The organism is Arthrobacter sp. UYCu723, assembly GCF_054059215.1.
In genome coordinates this window covers 3189651-3208874 of record NZ_JBSSBW010000001.1, presented here as the reverse complement: position 1 = coordinate 3208874, position 19224 = coordinate 3189651, and the positions used below count along the sequence as shown (strand labels likewise).

Here is a 19224-nt window from a genome sequence, read left to right as displayed (position 1 = left end):
CTAGAACTAATTCTACGACCTGATGGCCCGGGCGCAAAATGTTTCAGCGCACACTTCGCGGGCATTGCCGTGAGCACGGGGGTTGAACGCACCCGCCGGCATCCGTATAACTCTTGGGTTATGGACACTGAAGCAATCAAATCCTGCTACCTCGCTGCGGCCTCTGCATTCCTGGAGCTCGTTGAGGCGGTACCGGAAACCGCCTGGACCGAACCCGCGCTGGGCGAATGGGACGTCCGCGGACTGACCGGCCACACGAGCCGTGCCCTGAGCACCGTCGAGAGTTACCTTTCGACGCCGGCGGCCGGGGAACGCGTGGACGGCCCGGTGGCGTATTTTCTCACTGTCCGAGGCGCCACATCGCCGGCGGCGATCGCGCAGCGCGGCCGCGAAACCGGGGGCACCCTGGGCGAGGACCCGGCCGCAGCCGTCAGGGAGCTCGTCCAGCGGGTCAGTGCACTTGTCAGGAACACTCCCGACGATGCGCCCGTCGCCACCCCGGCGGGAGCCATGACGTTGATCGACTACCTGCCGACCCGCACCTTCGAGCTGGCCGTACACGGCCTGGACCTCGCCCGGGCCCTGAAGCTCGAGGCGCCCGCTGCTTTGAACCCGGCTATCGCCGCGTCCCTGGAGCTTGCCGCAGCCATCGGCGCGCACCTGCCCTCGGCGCCGGATCTGCTGCTGCTGCTCACCGGCCGGACCGGACTGCCCGGAAACCTCAGCGTGCTCTAGCCCACCGGCCTTGGGCGGAGCTCACCGGCCTTGGGCGGAGCTCACTGGCCTTGGGCGGCGGCTTCCAGCAGCGGCAGGGTGCGCCCCTGGAAATGGGTGTTGAGCACAATCACCGAGGAGGAGCGCAGCACCGTCCTCGTCGCGATCATGGCATCCAGCACCCGCTGCAGATCCGGGTTGGAGCGCGCTGCAATGCGCGCCATCAGGTCCGAGCTGCCGGAGACGGTGTGGATCTCGATCAGTTCCGGGATCTCCGCGAGGGCCTCGACGACGGCGTCGTGCCCCAGGTCCTGGTTGATCGTCAGGGAACAGAACGCCACGACGGGAAAGCCGAAGTGCGCCGGGTCCGGCTGCGGCACCCACGAGCCGATGACACCGCCGTGCTGCATCCGGTCCAGCCTGGACTGCACGGTGGCGCGGGCAACTTTCAGCACGCGCGAGGCTTCCAGGACAGAGGCCCGCGGCGAGTCCGTGAAGAATCGGACAATCTTCGCGTCCAGAGGATCAACGTCCATCGGATATCCCTCCCAAGGCGGCATCCGCCGCGCAAACCGCTGCCGATACTCCGTTTTCAGCTAACAAACTGCCACCATATTCTCACGCCGATGGTCTCCGGGCAGCCCACTGCTGCGGTTCAAAGGCGGTAAATTCAATACGTCCCACAAGGACTCACAAATCCAAACCACACGAAGGTTCGCCAGCATGACAATGAAGTCCGCCGCGCAGCACACCGCAGAGCCGGCCCAGAAACTGGGCCACAGCATGAAGCCACGCCAGCTCACCATGATGGGACTCGGCAGCGCCATAGGCGCCGGCCTGTTCCTCGGCTCGGGGGCAGGAATCCAGGCCGCCGGGCCGGCCGTCCTCATCTCCTACCTTGTCGCCGGAACACTCATCATCCTCGTCATGTGGGCCCTCGGTGAGATGGCCGCCGCCAACCCCAACAGCGGGGCCTTCTCGGTCTACGCGCAAAAGGCGATGGGCCCGACGGCAGGCGCCACCGTCGGCTGGCTCTGGTGGCTGCAGCTCGTCGTCGTGATTGCGGCCGAGGCGCTCGGTGCCGCCGGACTGCTGTTCACGGTGTGGCCGGTGATCCCGGTCTGGGCGCTGTCGCTGGTCTTCATGGTGCTGTTCACGGCCATCAACCTCGCCGGCGTGAAGAACTTCGGCGAGTTCGAGTTCTGGTTCGCCATCCTCAAGGTTGCGGCGATCGTGGTCTTCCTGGCCATCGGCGCGGCCCTGCTGCTGGGCTGGCTGCCGGACGTCCCCTCTCCCGGCCTGAGCAACATCACCTCCGATTTCGCCCCCGCAGGCCTCGGCGGCATCGCCCCCGCCCTGTTCGTCGTGATCTTTGCCTTCGGCGGCACCGAGATTGTCAGCGTGGCGGCCGCCGAGACCGAGAACCCGGAGCGCAGCGTCGCCCAGGCCATCCGCACCGTCGTCTGGCGGATCCTGGTCTTCTACATCGGCTCCATATTCGTCATCGCCGCCGTCCTTCCCTACACCTCCGAGGCGCTGAAGTCCCCGTTCGCGGGCGTCCTCGACGTGGCCCGCATCCCCGGCGCCGGCGCCGCCATCACCCTCGTGGCCGTCGTCGCGCTGCTCTCGGCCCTCAACGCGAACCTGTACGGCGCGTCCCGCATGGTATTCTCGCTCTCCGAACGCGGCGAGGCCCCGCGGATCCTGTCAAGGATCAACAATGCCCGGGTTCCCGTGGTGGCCGTCGGCGTCTCGGTGGCCTTCGGCTTCATCGCCACCGTGCTCGAACTGCTGTTCCCGGCGCAGATCCTGCCCGCGCTGTTCCAGCTGGTCGGCTCCACGTGCCTCGTGGTCTGGGGTACGGCCCTCGTGTCCCAGCTGATCCTCCGGCGCCGCGCGGACCGCGACGGCACCGCGCTGCCGCTGCGGATGAAGGGGTTCCCCGGACTGACGATCTTCGGGCTCGTGCTCCTGGCGCTGATCTTCGCGGTCGGCTTCAGCGGCCCGGACAGCAGCAAGCAGCTCTTCAGCACCATGGGCCTCGTCGCGGGGATCGCCGCAGCCTGCTGGATCGGCGCCCGGCTCACCCGCAACCGCGGCACCGAGCTATCCGATGCCGGCAGGGATGGCACCGGCGGCACCGAGCCGGCCGAGGTCGGCAGGGACGGCGCGGAGCTGCCCAAGTAGTCCCGGACGGACTGCACAAACTGTAATGCCCGACGGCGGTCCGACCGGCAGCATTGTGCAGTCTGGTCAGCGTCTACCGCGCTGATTGCCCAGCCGTGCGGGGGTGACTAGGGTCACAGGCATGGATACATTCCCTCCCGTGGCTTCCGGCGACGCTGCCGGGCCGCTCACCCCCTCCCAGCTCCGCGAGCTCTATTCGCTGATGGTGGCCGTCCGCCACCTCGATACGTCCGCCATCGCCTGGCAGCGGCAGGGCATCATCCCCGGCTACGCGCCCGAGCTCGGCCAGGAAGCGGCCCAGGTGGGCAGCGGCTATGCCGTGGACACCACCCGTGACTTCGTTTTCCCCACCTACCGCGAGATGGGCGTCGCCCGGACCATGGGCGTGGACATGATCGCCTACATGTCCACCCACAAGGCCACGTGGCACGGCGGCCTCTACGACCCGATGGAATCCCGCCTCGCCCCGATCCAGGCCGTCGTGGCCGGTTCGGTGCTGCACGCCGTCGGCTGGGCCCACGGCCAGACGCTCGCCGGCAGCGCCGACGGCACCCTCGGCGTCGCCATGACCTACTTCGGCGACGGCGCCTCCTCGCAGGGCGACGTTCACGAGGCCATGAACTTCGCCGCCGTGATGAAGGCCCCCGTGGTCTTCTTCGTCCAGAACAATGGCTGGGCCATCTCCGTCCCCACCGAACGCCAGGTGGCCGGCGGCTCCGTCGCCGCCCGCGCCGCCGGCTACGGGATCCCGGCGCTGCAGATCGACGGCGACGACATCGTCGCCGTCGTCGAGGCCACCCGCCGGGCCTTCGCGCACGCCCGGTCCGGAAACGGCCCGGTGCTGATCGAGGCCATGACCTACCGCCGCGGCCCGCACTCCACCTCCGATGACCCGGGCCGCTACCGTTCCCTCGACGAGGAGCGCGACGGCGCCGGAGCGGACCCGCTGGAACGCTTCCGGACGCGGCTGCTCGCCGACGGGATTGCGGACGAGGCGTTCTTCGCCGAAGCCCTCGACGCGGCGAAGGCCGAAGAGGAGCAGATCCGCACCGGCATCCAGGCGCTCGGCCCGCGCCCCGGCACCGAAATGTTTGACCTGGTCTTCCAGGAAACCACCCCGGCCCTGCAGGCCCAGGCCGCCAACTGGCGCGAGGAGTCCGAACATGTCTAACTCGATTCTCGAAGGCGCAAGCTCCACCGGCGAGAGCACCGCCGAGGGCACTGCCGAGGGCACTGCCCCCGCAGCCACCACCGTGATGTCGATGCAGCAGGCGCTGAACCGGGCCCTCGACGAGGTCCTCGCAGACAACCCCAAGGCCGTCATCTTCGGCGAGGACTGCGGCCGGCTCGGCGGCGTCTTCCGCATCACCGACGGCCTGCAGGCCAAGCACGGCGAGCAGCGGGTCTTCGACACCCCGCTGGCGGAATCGGGCATCCTGGGCATGTCCGTGGGCCTGGCGATGGCCGGCTTCCACCCCATCCCCGAGGTCCAGTTCGACGGCTTCGCCTACCCCGCCATCAACCAGATCGTCTGCCAGATCGCCCGGATGAACTACCGCAGCCGCGGCACCATGCCGATGCCCATCACCCTGCGGGTGCCCAGCTTCGGCGGAATCCGCGCCCCCGAACACCACGGCGAAAGCCTGGAGGCGCTCTTCGCGCACGTCCCGGGCCTGAAGGGGGTCTCGCCGTCGAACCCGCATGAGGCCTACCACCTGCTCAAGTACGCCGCCACGCGGCCGGACCCGGTGATTTTCATGGAGCCGAAGTCGCGCTACTGGCAGAAAGGCGAGGTAGACGTAAACCACGCCGGCTCCCCCACCGGCGCCAAGGTGATGCGCGAGGGACGCCACCTCACGCTCGTCGCCTGGGGCGCCATGGTGGCGCGCTGCCTGCAGGTGGCCGAGCTCGCGGCCGAGGACGGGATCGACATCGAGGTCCTGGACCTGCGCTGGCTCAAGCCGATCGACGCCGAGGCGCTGGCCGCCTCCGTGCGCAAGACGCGCCGCGCCGTCGTCGTCCACGAAGCGCCGCTGACCTCCGGCCTCGGCGCCGAAGTGGCGCAGTTGATCACGCAGGGCTGCTTCGACACCCTCAAGGCGCCCGTGGAGCGCGTCACCGGCTTCGACGTCCCGTACCCCTCGGGCGATCTGGAAGACGAATACATCCCGAACATTGACCGGATCCTCTTTGGCATCCAGCGAGTATTGGAGTACAAACGTGGCTGAAATTTCCTTCCCGCTCCCCGATCTCGGCGAGGGCCTGATCGAGGCCACCGTGCTGGAATGGCTGGTTTCCCCGGGCGAGCAGGTGGAGCGCAACCAGCCGCTGGTGGAGGTCGAAACCACCAAGTCGGCCGTTGAATTGCCCAGCCCGCAGGCAGGTAAGGTAGTGCGTATCTACGGCGGGCCCGGCGACAAGATCAATGTCGGCGAGCCCCTGATTGTGTTTGAGGTGCCGGACAACACCGCCGGCATCGTGGGCACGGTCCCGAAGGAAGAGGCACCTAAGCGCCGGGTCCGCCTGAGCGCCGTACTTGATGAGGACTGAGAGCATGAGCGGCAGACACACCGGCGAACAGCATTCCCACACCGTGGAGGGCACCGACCCCCAGCTGTACGTGGGGGTGCACGATCCCAAGGACGACGCCGGGCTGCGTCCGGTGCTGCTGCTGCACGGCTTTTCCTCCTCCTCGAAGCTCAACTGGGAAGACTCCGGCTGGATCGCGGCCCTGCTTGAGGCCGGCCGCCGGGTCATCACCGTGGACCTCCCTGGCCACGGCCGCAGCGGCGCGCCCGAGGACATGGACTCCTACGCCCCCGGCCGGATCCGGGCGGACCTGCTCCAGATCGCGTTCGACGCCGGAGCCCGGCCCCTGCGCGACGGCGACCCGAGCAGCGGCCTGGATGTGATCGGGTACTCCCTGGGCTCCCGGCTGGCCTGGGAATTCGGTGCCACCCAGCATGAGCTGGTGCACCGCCTGGTCCTGGGCGGGCCGAACGTCGCCGATCCCCTGGCCGACTTCGATCTGGTGGCCGCGCAGCGCTACCTGGCCGACGGTACCCCGATCGCCGACGAATCGACCGCCGGGCTACTGAAGATGGCCATGCTGCTGCCCAGCAACAACATCTTCGCGCTGCTCTCCCTGGTCGAGGCGATCAAGAGCGAGCCGTTCGACCCCGCCGAAGCCGTGCCGCACATGCCGATGCTCCTGGTGGCGGGCGAAAACGACGAGCGCGCCGCCTCCATGCCGGAACTCGCCGCTCTCGGCGCCAAGGCCGGGGCCATGGTCGAACAGCTCGTCCTGCCGGGCCGGAACCACACCAACGCCGTCACCAGCCGCGCCTTCAAGCAGGGGGCGATCGGCTTCCTGGGCGTCTAGCCGCGCCGGACGTAGGCCGGCCCGGGCAGGCGCGGGCCAGCAGGCCGGGCCTGCCACCGGAAGAGGAACCGATGGGCATGCGCTTCACAGACCGCGAGCAGGCCGGCAGGCAGCTGGCCGCCGTCCTGCCCCAGTTCCGCGGCCGGCCGGACACCCTGGTCCTGGGCCTGACCCGCGGCGGCGTTCCCGCGGCGGCGGCCCTCGCCCAGGAGCTCGGGCTGCCGTTCGGCGCGCTGCCGGTCCGGAAGCTGGGGATCCCGGGCCACGAGGAAACAGCCTTCGGCGCCTTGGCCTGGTCCAGCGGACGGGTGGTGCGCATCCTCAACCGGTCCCTTGTGGCTCGGCTGCTGGGGATAGGCATCCGCCAGTCGTCCCTGGACGAGGTGGAACGCCGCGAGCGGGCGGAGCTGGAGCGCCGCGCGGAGAGCTATCCGGATTCCGGGCACGATCTCCGCGGCAAGACGGTCATCCTGGCCGACGACGGCGTGGCCACCGGCGCGAGCATGCTGGCCGCCGTCGAAGCGGTGCGCGAAGCAGCCGCCGCGATGGTCGTCGTCGCGGTGCCGGTCGCCTCGCTGGAGGCGCAGACGTCGCTGCAGCAACCCGCCGATGCCGTCTTCAGCCTCCATACCCCCGGACAGTTCCGCGCCGTCGGAAGCTACTACCGGACGTTTGAGCAACTGAAGGACGACGACGTCGTGCAGCTTCTCGGTGCCCGGCCGCCTGGGCCGCGCACATAGCAGCGGGGCCGCGCACGACTGGCCCGGGCGCGCCATGCGGGGGCACTTTGACACGGACGCGCCGGTGAATCCCGGTGCGGCCGCCGAAAAATCCCTCAAAGTGCCCCGGCACGGAGCCATGAAAGCGGGTTAGTGCTTGCTGACTCCGAGCGGACGGCCCTTGGTTTCCTTGGCCAGGAGGACGCCGACGGCGGAAATGACGCACAGGATCATGATGTAGATGCCGATGGAACCGGTCCACTTGGTGCTCTGCAGGAGGGCCTCCGCGATGGTCGCCGCAAACGCGCCGCCGAGGATGGCGCCGAAGGCGTAGCCGATCGAGATGCCCGAGTAACGCACGTTCGCCGGGAACATCTCGGCGTACATCGCGGACATCGGACCGTAGGACAGGCCCAGGCCGATCGTGAGGACGAACAGCGCGACGCCGTACAGCACGATGTCCTTGGTGTCGATCAGGGCGAACATCGGGATCATCCAGGCGAAGACGATGCCGTAGCCGATCAGGAAGGTCTTGACCCGGCCGATCTTGTCCGAGAGCCAGCCGCCGACCAGCGTGAAGATGAGCCAGCCGAAGGACGCCAGCGTGGTGGCCAGCAGGATCTGCGGGGTAGGCATCTTCAGGGCCCTGGTGGCGTAGGAGATGAAGAAGGCGATCAGCAGGTAGCCGGCAGCGTTGTTGCCGATGAAGATCATCGTCGAGTAGAGGACGGCCTTCTTGTGCTTCCGGATCAGCTCACCGAGGGGCGCCTTGCTTTCTTCCTTGCGGGCAGCCATCTCCTTGAAGACGGGGCTCTCGGCAACAGCGCGGCGGATCAGGTAGCCGACCACGATCAGGACGATAGAGAGCAGGAACGGCACACGCCAGCCCCAGGAAGCGAAGTCTTCCTTGGACATGCTGGTGTTGAGGAAATACAGCAGGCCGGTGGCGAGGATCATGCCGACCGGAACACCGATCTGCGGGTAGGCGCCGAACAGGCCGCGTTTGCTCTTGGGCGCGTGCTCGACGGCCATCAGGGCGGCGCCGCCCCATTCGCCGCCGGCGGAGAAGCCTTGGATGATGCGGAGGATGATCAGCAGGATCGGGGCCAGGACGCCGATCTGGGCGTACGTCGGCAGCATGCCGATCAGCGCCGTGGCGGCGCCCATCATGATGAGGGTGAAGACCAGCATGGCCTTGCGGCCGAGGCGGTCGCCCAGATGGCCGGCAATGATGGCGCCGAGCGGGCGGAACAGGAAGCTGATGCCGATGAGGGCGAACGACAGGATTTGCGCCAGGCCCGGGTTGGACGCGTTCAGCGGCGCCAGGAACAGCGGTGACAGCAGCGTTCCGGTCAACTGGGCGAAGATGAAGAAGTCGTACCACTCGATGGTGGTCCCGACCAGCGTCCCGGCCAGGACTTTGCGTTCCTCATGCTTGCTGCTGGGGCCCGTCTCGGAATCGACGGTTGAAGCTGCGGTCATTGAAACTCCGTTGCTGGGGGCAGAGGTACTGCCCAGGGTGGGTGCGAAGTGAATAACTGAATGACTCTGGATTTACTGATCGAACGGTCAGTTAGTATCCAAGATACTACTACGGATCGTGTGATGGAGCACACAACTTTCGAATAAACCTTCGCCGCCCCCAATAAATGAGGGCGAAGTGGGCCGGGGCCCAGCCTTCGCTGCGCCCCGACTCCGCGCCCTGACTCCTGCCCCGCGGCCGGCGGTGGAAGGGCGGCTGTGTCAGTCCTCGCGGTTGAGCAGTTCGCGGACCCTGGCCCGGACGGGTTCGCGGTCGTAGCTGTTCACCAGGGCACCGGCCATCCGGACCGGGTCACCGAAGAAGAAGTACTCGTACAGCGACTGGCGGCCGGAGAACCCGGAAATCGAGGCGTCGAAGGCCAGCTTGAACAGCCGGACACGCTCGGGTCCGGTGAGGGTCTTGCCCTGCAGGTACAGCTCGATGTCCGCCCGGGCCTCGCTGTTGACGTCTGCCTCGCCGGGCAGCGCCATGAGGCCCGAGGCGGAGAACTTCCGGATGATCTGCGGGAAGCGCTGGGCGATCTTCGGGTACCAGTTGCGGGCCGCGTTCAGCGTTGACCACTTCGGCAGCATGACACCCGCCTCGTTCAGCTCGGCGTCGGCCTCCGAGGCGCGGACCAGCGCCTTGCCGATTTCGACGTCGACGATTAGCTCCGCGATATCCTCCTGGATGTGCTGGAAGCCGTCGATGCCGATCGAATCGGCCAGCTCGGAGGCCAGGCCCAGGAAGAACTCGCTCTTGGCGATGGTGCGGGTGACCACCTGGTGCGTCATGAGCGCGCCGGCGCCGGTTTCGGCGTAGAAGCCGTTGCACAGCTGCGGGTTGCCGAGCATGAAGATTCGCTCGCTGGGCACGAACACGTCGTCGAAGATCGCGACGGCGTCCATCTCCTCGTAGCGCGAGGCCAGCGGCTCGTCGTGGGTGCTGCCGCCGTTGTACAGCGAGGTGCGGCAGAGGTAGCGCAGGCCCGGCGCGTCGTTCGGGATGGCGAACGCATACGAGTACGGGGCATCCTCCGGGGTTCCGCGGAGCACGGTGGAAGGGAAGACCAGCAGCTCGTCCGCGATCGGGGCGATGGTGGCGAGCATGCGGGCACCGCGGATGACAATACCGTCCTCGCGCTCCTCAACAATCCGGGCCGAGAGCTGGCCGCCGAGCTGTTCGGAGCCGGACACCGATCGGTTGACCTGCGGCGGGATCAGGGTGTGCGTGGCGAGGACGTCGTTTTCGCGGGCCCACTCGTAGTACTTGCGGATGTTCTCGGCGAACTTGGGGTCGGCCTGGGAGAACCACTTCTCGGCCGTGCTGAGTGCGGTGAGAGAGGAGTTCATGTAGTCGCCCGAGCGGCCCAGGAAGCCGTTGGAGGACTCGGCCCAGGTGGAGATGGCGCGGCGCCGGTGCTTGAGATCCTCGATGGTCTTCGGCACCAGGAACGAGGCATTCACCAGATCGCCGGTGGTGGGCGAGGTGTAGGTCAGCGCCTCCTGGTACTGCGGATCATGCTGCATGTCGAAGAGCTTCGCGTAGGAGCGCGCCACATTGCGGAATGCCGGGTGCTCGGCGATCTTTTCGCTGACCACCTCGCCGTCGATCACCACGTGCGGCGTCATTGAGTTGAGCTTGTCCAGGTACTGCTGTCCGGTACGGATACCCATTTTTGTTTCTCCAGTCGTCTTTGAGCGGTGTCTTTGAGCGGTGAGGTCTTAGAGCAGGTCTTCCATGCCCAGCTGGCTTTCCGGGATGGTGGTGAAGGTGCTGTTGGCGAAGGCCAGGGCATCGCCGTTGCGGTAGTTGAAATCCACCACCTCGCCGATGTAGAGGGTGTGGTCGCCGCCGTCGTACGCCGCCCAGGGCTTGCATTCGAAATGCGCGAGGACATTGGAGAGCCGAGGCGCCGTTTCGCCTTCCACCCAAAGAGGTTCGGGGCCGGGACGCCCAGCGAAGTGCATGGCCAGCTGACGCTGTTCGGCGCCGAGGATGTTCACGGTGAAGGGCCGGCCGGCGAGTTCGTCGTGCGCCTTGGTGGTCCGGGCGATGCTCACCAGCACCAGCGGCGGGTCCATGGAGACCGAAGTGAAGGAGTTCACCGTGATGCCGTGGCGCTTCGTGACGCCGTCGAACGTGACGATCGCGACGCCGGTAGCGAATCGCCCCAGGCTGCCGCGGAAATGATGGGCACGGGGCGCGGAGATCCGGCCCGGAAGATCCGGAGCGGCTTCGGCCCGAGGCTTGGCAGTCATCATTGATCCCTTTAACTCTTGGTGATGGTGGTTTCGGTGGACTGTTCCCGAAGGGGCTGTTCCAGAATCGGATTTGTTTCTATACTTTGTTCTATAATCGAACTTATAGTTCCCATATAGAACGCTAGCGCACTGTGACCGGGAACACAAGGGTCTGCTCACGGCGTCCCCGGCACCGCGACAGCCCGCCCCTAGGATGGACACCATGACCCCGAACGCCGGCAGCGCCCAGGCCTCCCCCTCCCAGACGCTGTCCCGCGGCATCCGGGCGCTTGAGATCCTCGCCGAGGCCCAGCGGCCGCTGACCATCGCCGAACTCGCCGACGCCATGGGCGTCCACCGCTCCGTGGCCTACCGCATCCTGCGCACCCTGGAGGACCACTCCCTGCTGGTGCGCGACGACGGCGGCCGGGTCCAGCCCGGTCCCGGGCTTGCCGTGCTGGCCAGGGGGGTATCGCGCAGCCTGCAGACGGCGGCCCTGCCGGAGCTGACCCAGCTTGCCAACGCACTGACCATGAGTGCCTTCGTGGCGGTCTGGGACCACGAGGACTGCGTCACGCTCGTCACGGTCGATCCGCGGCATACGGGGGCCACTGTGGTCCAGCACCCCGGCTCCCGGCATCCGATCAGCGCCGGCGCCCCCGGCATCGCCATACAGTCGGCACACTCCGAGCAGGAATGGAACGCCGCCGCGCCCGGGGTCCCCTACCGCGCCGAAGCCGCCGAGGCCCGCCGCCGGGGCTACGCCACCAGCCATGACGAGGTGATAGCCGGGGTATCGTCGCTCGCCGTGCCGATCCGGGTGCCGGGCGGACGGCCGGCAGCCCTCGCCGTCGTCTACATCCGCTCATCCCAGAACCCGGAGGAGGTTGCCGCGGCTCTGACCGCGAGCGCCGGGCGCATCGAGGGCCAGCTGGGCTGACGCCTCCGGGCGCCGTAACAGAAGATGCTTGACAAGCCGCCCGCTCTCGGGCAGTTTGTATCGTATACGATTTCATACTCAATGAGGAGATGCGATGGAGCAGCTTTCGCAGGACACCCTTGATGCCGCGGGCAAGGTCATCGCCGTCCACATCAACTACCCCAGCCGCGCCGCCCAGCGCGGCCGGACGCCGGAGCAGCCCTCCTACTTCCTGAAGCCCTCCTCCTCGCTGAGCTTCAGCGGCGGCACCGTCGAACGGCCCGAGGGCTGCGAACTCCTGGCGTTCGAAGGGGAGGTGGCGCTGGTGATCGGCACCCGGGCCCGCCGGGTCTCCCCCGGGGACGCCTGGAACCATGTCGGCGCCGTCACGGCCTCCAACGATCTCGGCGTCTACGATCTCCGCTACGCGGACAAGGGCTCGAACCTGCGGTCCAAGGGCGGCGACGGTTTCACCCCCGTGGGCCCGGCACTGCTCTCCGCCCGCGACGTGGACCCGGCCGGGCTGCGGATCCGTACCTGGCTGAACGGCACGCTGGTCCAGGAGGACACCACCGGCACCCTGCTCTTTCCGTTCGCCCGGCTGGTCGCGGACCTGTCCCAGCTGCTCACCCTCGAACCCGGTGACATCATCCTCACCGGGACTCCTGCCGGGGCCTCGGTGGCCCAGCCGGGAGACGTGATGGAGGTCGAAGTCGATGCCCCGGAGTCCGCCCTCAGCACCGGGCGGCTCGCCACCAAGGTGGTCCAGGGCACGGTTCCGCTCGCCGGCTTCGGCGCCCGGCCCCGCAGCGATGACACCCAGCGCGCCGAGGCCTACGGAACCCCTGCCCCCGCAACGGCCGCGCAGCCCGCGCTCAGCCCGGAGCTCAGGGCCAAACTGGAATCCGTCGGAACCGCCACCCTGAGTTCCCAGCTGCGCAAGCGCGGACTCAACAATGTCAGCATCGACGGCCTGCACTCCACCCGCCCGGACCGGAAGGTCGTCGGCGTCGCCCGCACGCTGCGGTACGTCCCCAACCGCGAGGACCTGTTCAAGTCCCACGGCGGCGGCTTCAACGCCCAGAAGCGCGCCATCGACTCCCTGCGGGAGGGCGAGATCCTGGTGATGGAGGCCCGGGGCGAGAAGGGCACGGGTACGGTCGGGGACATCCTCGCCCTCCGCGCCGAGGTCAACGGGGCAGTGGCCATCATCACCGACGGCGGCGTCCGTGACGTCACCGCCGTCGGCGCCCTGGAGATGCCCACCTACTTCGCCAACGCGCACCCCGCCGTCCTTGGCAGGCGCCATATCCCCTGGGACATTGACCTGACGATTTCCTGCGGCGGTGCCACGGTGCAGCCCGGCGACATCATCGTGGGTGACGCCGATGGCATCCTCGTGATCCCGCCGGCCCTCGCCGAGGAGGTGGCCAGCGACTCTCTGGTCCAGGAGGCCGAGGAGGCCTACATCGCGGGGATGGTCGCGGCCGGACACAGCGTGGACGGGCTGTACCCGATGAATGCGCAGTGGCAGGAAAAATACCGCGAATGGTCCGCCGCCCGGGAGCGTGACGGGCGGTGACCAGCGCGGTGACCATCCCTGCAGCGGCCAGCAAATCGGAACAGGCCTACGCCGCGATCAAAGCCAGCATCCTCAGCGGCGAGTACTCCCCCGGTTACCGCCTCGTGCTGGCCAAGATCGCCGAGGACCTCGGCGTCAGCGTCGTGCCGGTCCGCGAAGCCATCCGCCGGCTCGAAGCCGAGCGCTTCGTGCTGTTCGAACGCAATGTCGGCGCCACGGTGGCCGGGATCGAACCCACCGAATACCTGTACACCATGCAGACGCTGAGCATCGTGGAGGGTGCCGCCACGGCCTTGTCCGCACCTCTGATCTCCGCCGCGGACATCGCCCGGGCCCGAACCGTCAACGCCCTGATGCGCGATTGCCTCGAGAACTTTGACCCGGTCCGGTTCACGAGCCTGAACCGGGACTTCCACAGCGTCCTCTTCGAGCACTGCCCGAACCCGCACATCCTGGACCTTGTGCATCGTGGCTGGAACCGGCTCCAGGCCCTGAGATCCTCCACCTTCAGCTACGTTCCGGGCCGTGCCAAGGAATCCGTGGCGGAACACGAGGCCCTGCTGGTGCTGCTCGAGACCGGCGCTCCGGCGGACGACGTCGAACGCGCCGCCCGCGCCCACCGCGCCGCCACCCTGGACGCCTACCTTGCCCACAGCCGCACGGACTCGGCACCTGCCCTGTCCTGACTGCATTCCCGAATGACACCACTCCCGGCCCGCCGCCGGACACACCGAACGATAAGGAAGAAACGATGAAGTTCCGTTCCGATCCCCAACTGCACCTCAAGGGCTCCCTCGCCGCGATGTTCACCCCGTTCACCGAGGCCGGGGACGTGGACCATGCCAGCCTGCGCAACATGGTCGAATGGCAGATCGCCAGCGGTTCCTCCGGGATCACGATCGGCGGCTCCACGGGCGAACCCAGCGCCCAGTCGGTCGAGGAGCGCGCCGAAGCCATCCGCGTCACCGCCGCCGCGATCGGCGACCGCGTCCCGTTCATGGCGGGCACCGGCACCGCGAAACTGGCCGAAACGCTGGAACTGACGCAGGCCGCCGTCGACGCCGGTGCTGACGCGTCGATGATCATCACGCCGTACTACTCCCGTCCCACGCAGGAGGCGCTGTACCGCTGGTACGCCACGATCGCCACCGAGTTCCCGCAGATGCCGTTCGTGATCTACAACGTGCCCTCCCGCACGGCAGTGGACATGGCCCCGGAGACGGTGGCGCGGCTGTTCCGGGATTTCGAGAACATCGTCGGGATCAAGGAGACCACCAAGGACTTCGAGCACTTCTCCCGTGTGATGCACCTCGCCGGCAGGGACCTGCTGGTGTGGTCAGGGATCGAGCTGCTCTGCCTGCCGCTGATGGCGATCGGCGGGGTCGGCTTCATCTCCGCGCTGGCCAACATCGCGCCGAAGGCATCCGCGGACATGTACAAGGCCTGGATCGAGGGCGACTTCGAGACCGCCCGCAGGATACATTACGGCGTGCACCCGCTGGTGGATCTGCTCTTCGTCGAGACCAACCCGGCCCCCAGCAAGTGGCTGATGGCCGAGGCCGGCCTGATCACCTCCGGCTATGTGAGGCCGCCGCTCATCACGCCCACCGAAGCCGGGCTGAAGAAGATCAACGAACTGATGGAAGCGGGCCGGGACTACCTCACCCCCGTCGACGCCTTCCGGATCACTCAGTAACACCCTCCCACCCGAATTCCACGCAGAATTCCACGCAGAAGCAAAGGATGATTCCCATGGCCGAGCACTACGTTCCGGACGATCTGCCCACGCGGATCCGCCACTACATCGACGGCGAGTTCGTCGACTCCGTCAGCGGCAAGACCTTCGACGTCCTGGACCCGGTGTCCAACGAAACGTACGCCACCGCCGCAGCCGGGCAGAAGGAGGACATCGATCTCGCCGTCGCCGCCGCCCGCAAGGCCTTCACCACCGGGCCGTGGCCGAAGATGAAGCCGCGCGAACGCGCCCGCGTGCTGAACCGGATCGCGGACGCCGTCGAGGCGCAGGAGACGCGGCTGGCCCAGCTGGAAACCTTTGACACCGGGCTGCCCATCACCCAGGCCAAGGGCCAGGCGCTGCGGGCGGCGGAAAACTTCCGGTTCTTCGCCGACCTCATCGTGGCCCAGTTCGACGACGCCATGAAGGTTCCGGGCGCGCAGATCAACTACGCCAACCGCAAGCCGATCGGCGTCGCGGGCCTGATCACGCCGTGGAACACCCCGTTCATGCTGGAGTCCTGGAAGCTGGCCCCGGCGCTGGCCACGGGCAACTGCGTGGTGCTCAAGCCGGCCGAGTTCACGCCGCTCTCGGCATCCCTGTGGGCGAAGATCTTCAAGGACGCCGGGCTGCCGGACGGCGTCTTCAACCTGGTCAACGGCCTCGGCGAGGAAGCCGGCGACGCGCTCGTGAAGCACCCCGATGTGCCGCTGATCTCCTTCACCGGCGAAACCACCACCGGAAAAACGATCTTCCGCAACGCCGCGGAGAACCTCAAGGGACTCTCCATGGAACTCGGCGGCAAGAGCCCGGCCATTATTTTCGCCGACGCCGATCTGGACGCCGCGATCGATTCCACCCTGTTCGGGGTGTTCTCGCTCAACGGCGAGCGCTGCACGGCCGGCTCCCGGATCCTGGTGCACCGGGACATCTACGAGGAGTTCTGCGAGAAGTACGCGGCGCGGGCCCGGAACATCGTGGTGGGCGACCCGCACGATCCTGCCACCGAGGTCGGCGCGCTGGTGCATCCCGAGCACTACGAGAAGGTCGCCAAATACGTGGAGATCGGGAAGACCGAAGGCCGCCTGCTGGCCGGCGGCGGACGGCCCGAAGGCCTGCCCGAAGGCAACTACATCGCCCCGACGGTCTTCGCCGACGTCAAGCCGGACGCCCGGATCTTCCAGGAGGAGATCTTCGGGCCCGTCGTCGCGATCACGCCGTTCGAGGACGACGCCGAGGCGCTGGCGCTGGCGAACAACACCAGGTACGGTCTGGCCGCCTATGTCTGGACCAACGACCTGACCCGGGCGCACAACTTCTCCCACAGCCTGGAGGCCGGCATGGTCTGGCTCAACAGCCACAACGTCCGGGACCTCCGCACCCCGTTCGGCGGCGTCAAGGCCTCGGGCCTCGGCCACGAGGGCGGCTACCGCTCGATCGATTTCTACACCGACCAGCAGGCCGTCCACATCACCCTGGGCAGCGTCCACACGCCGAAATTCGGGGCTTCGGCCCCGCGCTAGCGCGTCCCCTGCCAGCCGCCCCGCCACCTGCTTCGCCACCACTCAATGAGGAGTCCCGGCCATGGCCAATGACATCATCACCCCCACCGTCCCGGCACCGGACATCGTCCGCTGCGCCTACATGGACCTCGTGGTCACCGACCTGGAAAAGTCGCGCGCGTTTTACGTGGACCTGCTCGGCCTGCACGTCACCTACGAGGACGCGGACGCCATCTACCTGCGTTCCTTCGAGGAGTTCATCCACCACAACCTGGTCCTGCGCAAGGGGCCGGTACCGGCTGCCGCCGCGTTCGCCTACCGGGTGAAGTCCCCTGCCGAGGTGGACGCCGCGGAGGCCTACTACAAGGAACTGGGCTGCCGCACCGAGCGCCGCAAGGACGGCTTCACGAAGGGCATCGGCGACTCCGTGCGGGTCGAGGACCCGCTGGGGTTCCCCTACGAGTTCTTCTACGAGGTGGAGCACGTGGAACGCCTCACCCAGCGCTACGACATCTACAGCGCCGGCGAGCTCGTCCGGCTGGACCACTTCAACCAGGTCACCCCCGACGTCCCGCGCGGCCGCAAGTACCTGGAGGACCTCGGCTTCCGCGTCTCCGAGGACATCAAGGACTCCGACGGCGTGACCTACGCGGCCTGGCTGCACCGCAAGCAGACCGTCCACGACACTGCGCTGACCGGCGGCGACGGCCCGCGGCTTCACCACATCGCCTTCTCTACCCACGAGAAGCACAACATCATCCAGATCTGCGACAAGATGGGCGCCCTGCGCATCTCGGACCGGATCGAGCGCGGCCCCGGGCGGCACGGCGTGTCCAACGCCTTCTACCTGTACATCCTGGATCCGGACGGCCACCGGATCGAGATCTACACCCAGGACTACTACACCGGCGACCCGGACAACCCGACCATCACCTGGGACGTGCACGACAACCAGCGCCGCGACTGGTGGGGCAACCCCGTGGTCCCGAGCTGGTACACCGAGGCCTCGCTGGTCCTGGACCTCGACGGCAATCCGCAGCCGCTCGTGATCCGGACCGAGAGCAGCGAGATGGCCGTGACCGTCGGCGCCGACGGCTTCGCCTACACCCGCGAGCCGGGCGAGGAGCGCGGCTTCAAGCTCGGCGCCCAGCTCTAGCGCCGTCCCCCCGATGCGCTATCGCTCCACGTCGCTCTGAGGGCCCCGGAGCGACCACAGGTGATAGCGCAACCCGGGGTCGGGGATGCTAGGCCGGGACCGCCGTCGTCCTCTTGCTGTGCAGGACGACGGCTGCTGCCGCTCCCAGCAGGAACAGCGCCGAGGCGGCGCAGACTGGCACGAGGAAGGCCGTGGAGTAGCCGTAATTTTGAGCCAGCGGCCCGGCAATGGAGGATCCCAGCGCGGTGCCGGCGACGATGCCGCTGGCCAGCGCCGTCATGACCGTGCCGAGCTTGCCGGCCGGGGCGACGATTCCGCCAATCGCGAAGACGGTGACCATGAGCGGGCCCACGGGCAGCCCCAGGACCAGCAGCACGAGGATCATGGGCAGCGCCGTCGAGGGCAGCAGCAACAGCAAGGCGATGCCGGCCATGAGCGCCGCGCAGGCCAGCCAGCGGGCATTGGCCGTGAACCGCTGGGGCCAGTAGGCGACCGAGAGCGCGGTCACGGCCGAGCTCAGGCCCATCACCGCGTACAGCAGCCCGGCCAGTTCGGAGGTGGCAAAACTGGCGGAGAAGGAACTCAGCGAGGACTGCGTCGAGCCAAAGAAAGTGCCCATGCAGACCATCGCCAGCACGGGAAGGGCGACGGCGGCGAAGGCCCCCACCCGCTGGCGGACCGGCATGGCGCTGCGGCGCTGTTTCTCAAGTGCCGAAGCGGCCGGGGTGCGCGCCGGCGTCCGGATGACCGCGTGGTGGGTGGGGTGCACGGCGAACGCGGGGACCAGGGTGATCGTGAGCGCGGCGGCGAGGGCCAGCGGCAGCCAGGGCGCGATCAGGCTGGCCAGGATCCCGACCAGCGCCGGGCCCAACACGAAGGTCAGTTCGTCGGCGGTGCCTTCGTAGGAGAGGGCCGTGTCCAGGTCCGCGGTGTTGGCTTCGCGTCCGCCCCGGGAGGTCAGGGCCATCCAACGGACCCGGGCCAGCGGGCCGACCTGCGGGCAGCTCGCGCCGGCCACGAACGCGGCCGCAAGCACGGGGACGGCCGTGGCCATCTCCTGTCCGTCGGGGATCAGGTACGCGGCAAGGATCAGCGCGATGACGGCGACGGTGTTGAAGACCGCGGCAAACACCAGCACCGGGCGCTGGCCCAGCCGGTCTGCCAGCGCGCCGAGAACGGGAGCGCCCAGCGCGGAGCCGATGCCGACCGCGCCGGCCGATACACCGCCGACTGCATAGGAACCGGTCACGGCCGTGACCAGGGTGAGGGCGCCGACGGTCAGCATGGCGAGGGGAAGCCGGGCAAAGAGTCCCAGCGGGATGAAGCTGCGGCCTGCCAGCAGCGGGAGCCGGGCGAAGCGGCCGGTGCGGGGCGCGGACACAGGCGCGGGCTCAGGGTAAAGGGCGGCTTCGGGAGCTGGCGCTGTGGACTTTGGCGCTGTGGACATAGGCCTCGTGGAAAACGTTGAAGGGTTCATGATTCCGGGTTCGTTCAATGGTGCGCATCGTCCCTCCTCCCGATGCGCGCAACCCGGTAACCCTCCGATTATAGCCGAGCCGGAGG

The 19224-nt window shown here is 67.9% G+C and carries 18 protein-coding genes; 13 read left to right on the top strand and 5 right to left on the bottom strand.

Annotated features, from left to right (window positions below):
- The first annotated feature begins 120 nt into the window (after window positions 1–120).
- Window positions 121–735: a maleylpyruvate isomerase N-terminal domain-containing protein gene (locus tag ACVWZ8_RS15100; RefSeq protein WP_426978514.1), complete on the top strand. Its 615-nt coding sequence runs from the start codon at window positions 121–123 to the stop codon at window positions 733–735.
- 41 nt (window positions 736–776) lie between these two features.
- Here ACVWZ8_RS15100 and ACVWZ8_RS15095 read toward each other — a convergent pair whose 3' ends face one another.
- The gene (locus ACVWZ8_RS15095) at window positions 777–1250 is read right to left on the bottom strand and encodes an Lrp/AsnC family transcriptional regulator (RefSeq protein WP_456505058.1); all 474 of its coding nucleotides are present in this window, start codon (window positions 1248–1250) and stop codon (window positions 777–779) included.
- A 187-nt stretch (window positions 1251–1437) separates the two neighbouring features.
- Here ACVWZ8_RS15095 and ACVWZ8_RS15090 point away from each other — a divergent pair, with 187 nt between their 5' ends.
- The 6 genes from ACVWZ8_RS15090 (at window position 1438) to ACVWZ8_RS15065 (ending at window position 7023) form a co-directional block, all read left to right on the top strand.
- Window positions 1438–2901 (top strand): amino acid permease, encoded by a 1464-nt coding sequence (locus ACVWZ8_RS15090; RefSeq protein ID WP_456505057.1) that lies wholly within the window; start codon window positions 1438–1440, stop codon window positions 2899–2901.
- A 121-nt stretch (window positions 2902–3022) separates the two neighbouring features.
- On the top strand, window positions 3023–4072 hold the full coding sequence (locus ACVWZ8_RS15085) for a thiamine pyrophosphate-dependent dehydrogenase E1 component subunit alpha (RefSeq protein WP_456505056.1): 1050 nt from the start codon (window positions 3023–3025) through the stop codon (window positions 4070–4072).
- 85 nt (window positions 4073–4157) lie between these two features.
- Window positions 4158–5129 carry an alpha-ketoacid dehydrogenase subunit beta gene (locus ACVWZ8_RS15080; RefSeq protein ID WP_456505959.1) on the top strand — a complete coding sequence of 324 codons (972 nt, stop codon included), beginning with the start codon at window positions 4158–4160 and terminating at the stop codon, window positions 5127–5129.
- Window positions 5122–5451 (top strand): biotin/lipoyl-containing protein, encoded by a 330-nt coding sequence (locus ACVWZ8_RS15075; protein WP_018775751.1) that lies wholly within the window; start codon window positions 5122–5124, stop codon window positions 5449–5451. The genes ACVWZ8_RS15080 and ACVWZ8_RS15075 overlap by 8 nt, the downstream gene beginning before the upstream one ends.
- A gap of 4 nt (window positions 5452–5455) precedes the next feature.
- Entirely contained in the window at window positions 5456–6283 is an 828-nt protein-coding gene (locus tag ACVWZ8_RS15070; protein WP_426978521.1) for an alpha/beta fold hydrolase, read from the top strand.
- Window positions 6284–6354: 71 nt separating this feature from the next.
- Window positions 6355–7023 (top strand): phosphoribosyltransferase, encoded by a 669-nt coding sequence (locus ACVWZ8_RS15065; protein ID WP_456505055.1) that lies wholly within the window; start codon window positions 6355–6357, stop codon window positions 7021–7023.
- A 129-nt stretch (window positions 7024–7152) separates the two neighbouring features.
- Here the strand turns inward: ACVWZ8_RS15065 and ACVWZ8_RS15060 are convergent, their stop codons facing one another.
- The 3 genes from ACVWZ8_RS15060 to ACVWZ8_RS15050 form a co-directional block, all read right to left on the bottom strand.
- Window positions 7153–8484, bottom strand: coding sequence for an MFS transporter (locus tag ACVWZ8_RS15060; RefSeq protein WP_426978522.1), 1332 nt, complete (start codon window positions 8482–8484; stop codon window positions 7153–7155).
- Window positions 8485–8745: 261 nt separating this feature from the next.
- The gene (gene hpaB, locus ACVWZ8_RS15055; protein WP_456505054.1) at window positions 8746–10200 is read right to left on the bottom strand and encodes a 4-hydroxyphenylacetate 3-monooxygenase, oxygenase component; all 1455 of its coding nucleotides are present in this window, start codon (window positions 10198–10200) and stop codon (window positions 8746–8748) included.
- Between the two features lie 48 nt (window positions 10201–10248).
- Window positions 10249–10788 (bottom strand): flavin reductase family protein, encoded by a 540-nt coding sequence (locus ACVWZ8_RS15050; protein ID WP_456505053.1) that lies wholly within the window; start codon window positions 10786–10788, stop codon window positions 10249–10251.
- A gap of 202 nt (window positions 10789–10990) precedes the next feature.
- Here ACVWZ8_RS15050 and ACVWZ8_RS15045 point away from each other — a divergent pair, with 202 nt between their 5' ends.
- The 6 genes from ACVWZ8_RS15045 to hpaD all read left to right on the top strand — a co-directional run bounded on the left by ACVWZ8_RS15045 (window position 10991) and on the right by hpaD (window position 17661).
- Window positions 10991–11707: an IclR family transcriptional regulator gene (locus tag ACVWZ8_RS15045; RefSeq protein ID WP_426978525.1), complete on the top strand. Its 717-nt coding sequence runs from the start codon at window positions 10991–10993 to the stop codon at window positions 11705–11707.
- 94 nt (window positions 11708–11801) lie between these two features.
- Window positions 11802–13268: a fumarylacetoacetate hydrolase family protein gene (locus ACVWZ8_RS15040; RefSeq protein WP_456505052.1), complete on the top strand. Its 1467-nt coding sequence runs from the start codon at window positions 11802–11804 to the stop codon at window positions 13266–13268.
- Window positions 13265–13954 (top strand): GntR family transcriptional regulator, encoded by a 690-nt coding sequence (locus ACVWZ8_RS15035; protein ID WP_456505051.1) that lies wholly within the window; start codon window positions 13265–13267, stop codon window positions 13952–13954. Before ACVWZ8_RS15040 ends, ACVWZ8_RS15035 begins: the two co-directional genes overlap by 4 nt.
- A gap of 65 nt (window positions 13955–14019) precedes the next feature.
- Entirely contained in the window at window positions 14020–14964 is a 945-nt protein-coding gene (gene dapA, locus ACVWZ8_RS15030; protein WP_456505050.1) for a 4-hydroxy-tetrahydrodipicolinate synthase, read from the top strand.
- A 56-nt stretch (window positions 14965–15020) separates the two neighbouring features.
- Complete coding sequence (hpaE, locus tag ACVWZ8_RS15025) at window positions 15021–16526, top strand: 5-carboxymethyl-2-hydroxymuconate semialdehyde dehydrogenase (RefSeq protein ID WP_426978532.1); 1506 nt, start codon at window positions 15021–15023, stop codon at window positions 16524–16526.
- A gap of 61 nt (window positions 16527–16587) precedes the next feature.
- Window positions 16588–17661: a 3,4-dihydroxyphenylacetate 2,3-dioxygenase gene (gene hpaD, locus ACVWZ8_RS15020; protein ID WP_426978533.1), complete on the top strand. Its 1074-nt coding sequence runs from the start codon at window positions 16588–16590 to the stop codon at window positions 17659–17661.
- Window positions 17662–17749: 88 nt separating this feature from the next.
- Here the strand turns inward: hpaD and ACVWZ8_RS15015 are convergent, their stop codons facing one another.
- Window positions 17750–19138, bottom strand: a complete 1389-nt coding sequence (locus ACVWZ8_RS15015; RefSeq protein WP_456505049.1) for an MFS transporter — start codon at window positions 19136–19138, stop codon at window positions 17750–17752.
- Window positions 19139–19224 lie beyond the last annotated feature (86 nt).

Excerpts from the sequence above, each read along its gene's own strand:
- ACVWZ8_RS15100 (WP_426978514.1), top strand. The coding sequence starts at position 121 with ATGGACACTGAAGCAATCAAATCCTGCTACCTCGCTGCGGCCTCTGCA.
- ACVWZ8_RS15095 (WP_456505058.1), bottom strand. The coding sequence starts at position 1,250 with ATGGACGTTGATCCTCTGGACGCGAAGATTGTCCGATTCTTCACGGAC.
- ACVWZ8_RS15090 (WP_456505057.1), top strand. The coding sequence starts at position 1,438 with ATGACAATGAAGTCCGCCGCGCAGCACACCGCAGAGCCGGCCCAGAAA.
- ACVWZ8_RS15085 (WP_456505056.1), top strand. The coding sequence starts at position 3,023 with ATGGATACATTCCCTCCCGTGGCTTCCGGCGACGCTGCCGGGCCGCTC.
- ACVWZ8_RS15080 (WP_456505959.1), top strand. The coding sequence starts at position 4,158 with ATGTCGATGCAGCAGGCGCTGAACCGGGCCCTCGACGAGGTCCTCGCA.
- ACVWZ8_RS15070 (WP_426978521.1), top strand. The coding sequence starts at position 5,456 with ATGAGCGGCAGACACACCGGCGAACAGCATTCCCACACCGTGGAGGGC.
- ACVWZ8_RS15065 (WP_456505055.1), top strand. The coding sequence starts at position 6,355 with ATGGGCATGCGCTTCACAGACCGCGAGCAGGCCGGCAGGCAGCTGGCC.
- ACVWZ8_RS15060 (WP_426978522.1), bottom strand. The coding sequence starts at position 8,484 with ATGACCGCAGCTTCAACCGTCGATTCCGAGACGGGCCCCAGCAGCAAG.
- hpaB (WP_456505054.1), bottom strand. The coding sequence starts at position 10,200 with ATGGGTATCCGTACCGGACAGCAGTACCTGGACAAGCTCAACTCAATG.
- ACVWZ8_RS15050 (WP_456505053.1), bottom strand. The coding sequence starts at position 10,788 with ATGATGACTGCCAAGCCTCGGGCCGAAGCCGCTCCGGATCTTCCGGGC.
- ACVWZ8_RS15045 (WP_426978525.1), top strand. The coding sequence starts at position 10,991 with ATGACCCCGAACGCCGGCAGCGCCCAGGCCTCCCCCTCCCAGACGCTG.
- ACVWZ8_RS15040 (WP_456505052.1), top strand. The coding sequence starts at position 11,802 with ATGGAGCAGCTTTCGCAGGACACCCTTGATGCCGCGGGCAAGGTCATC.
- dapA (WP_456505050.1), top strand. The coding sequence starts at position 14,020 with ATGAAGTTCCGTTCCGATCCCCAACTGCACCTCAAGGGCTCCCTCGCC.
- hpaE (WP_426978532.1), top strand. The coding sequence starts at position 15,021 with ATGGCCGAGCACTACGTTCCGGACGATCTGCCCACGCGGATCCGCCAC.
- hpaD (WP_426978533.1), top strand. The coding sequence starts at position 16,588 with ATGGCCAATGACATCATCACCCCCACCGTCCCGGCACCGGACATCGTC.
- ACVWZ8_RS15015 (WP_456505049.1), bottom strand. The coding sequence starts at position 19,138 with ATGAACCCTTCAACGTTTTCCACGAGGCCTATGTCCACAGCGCCAAAG.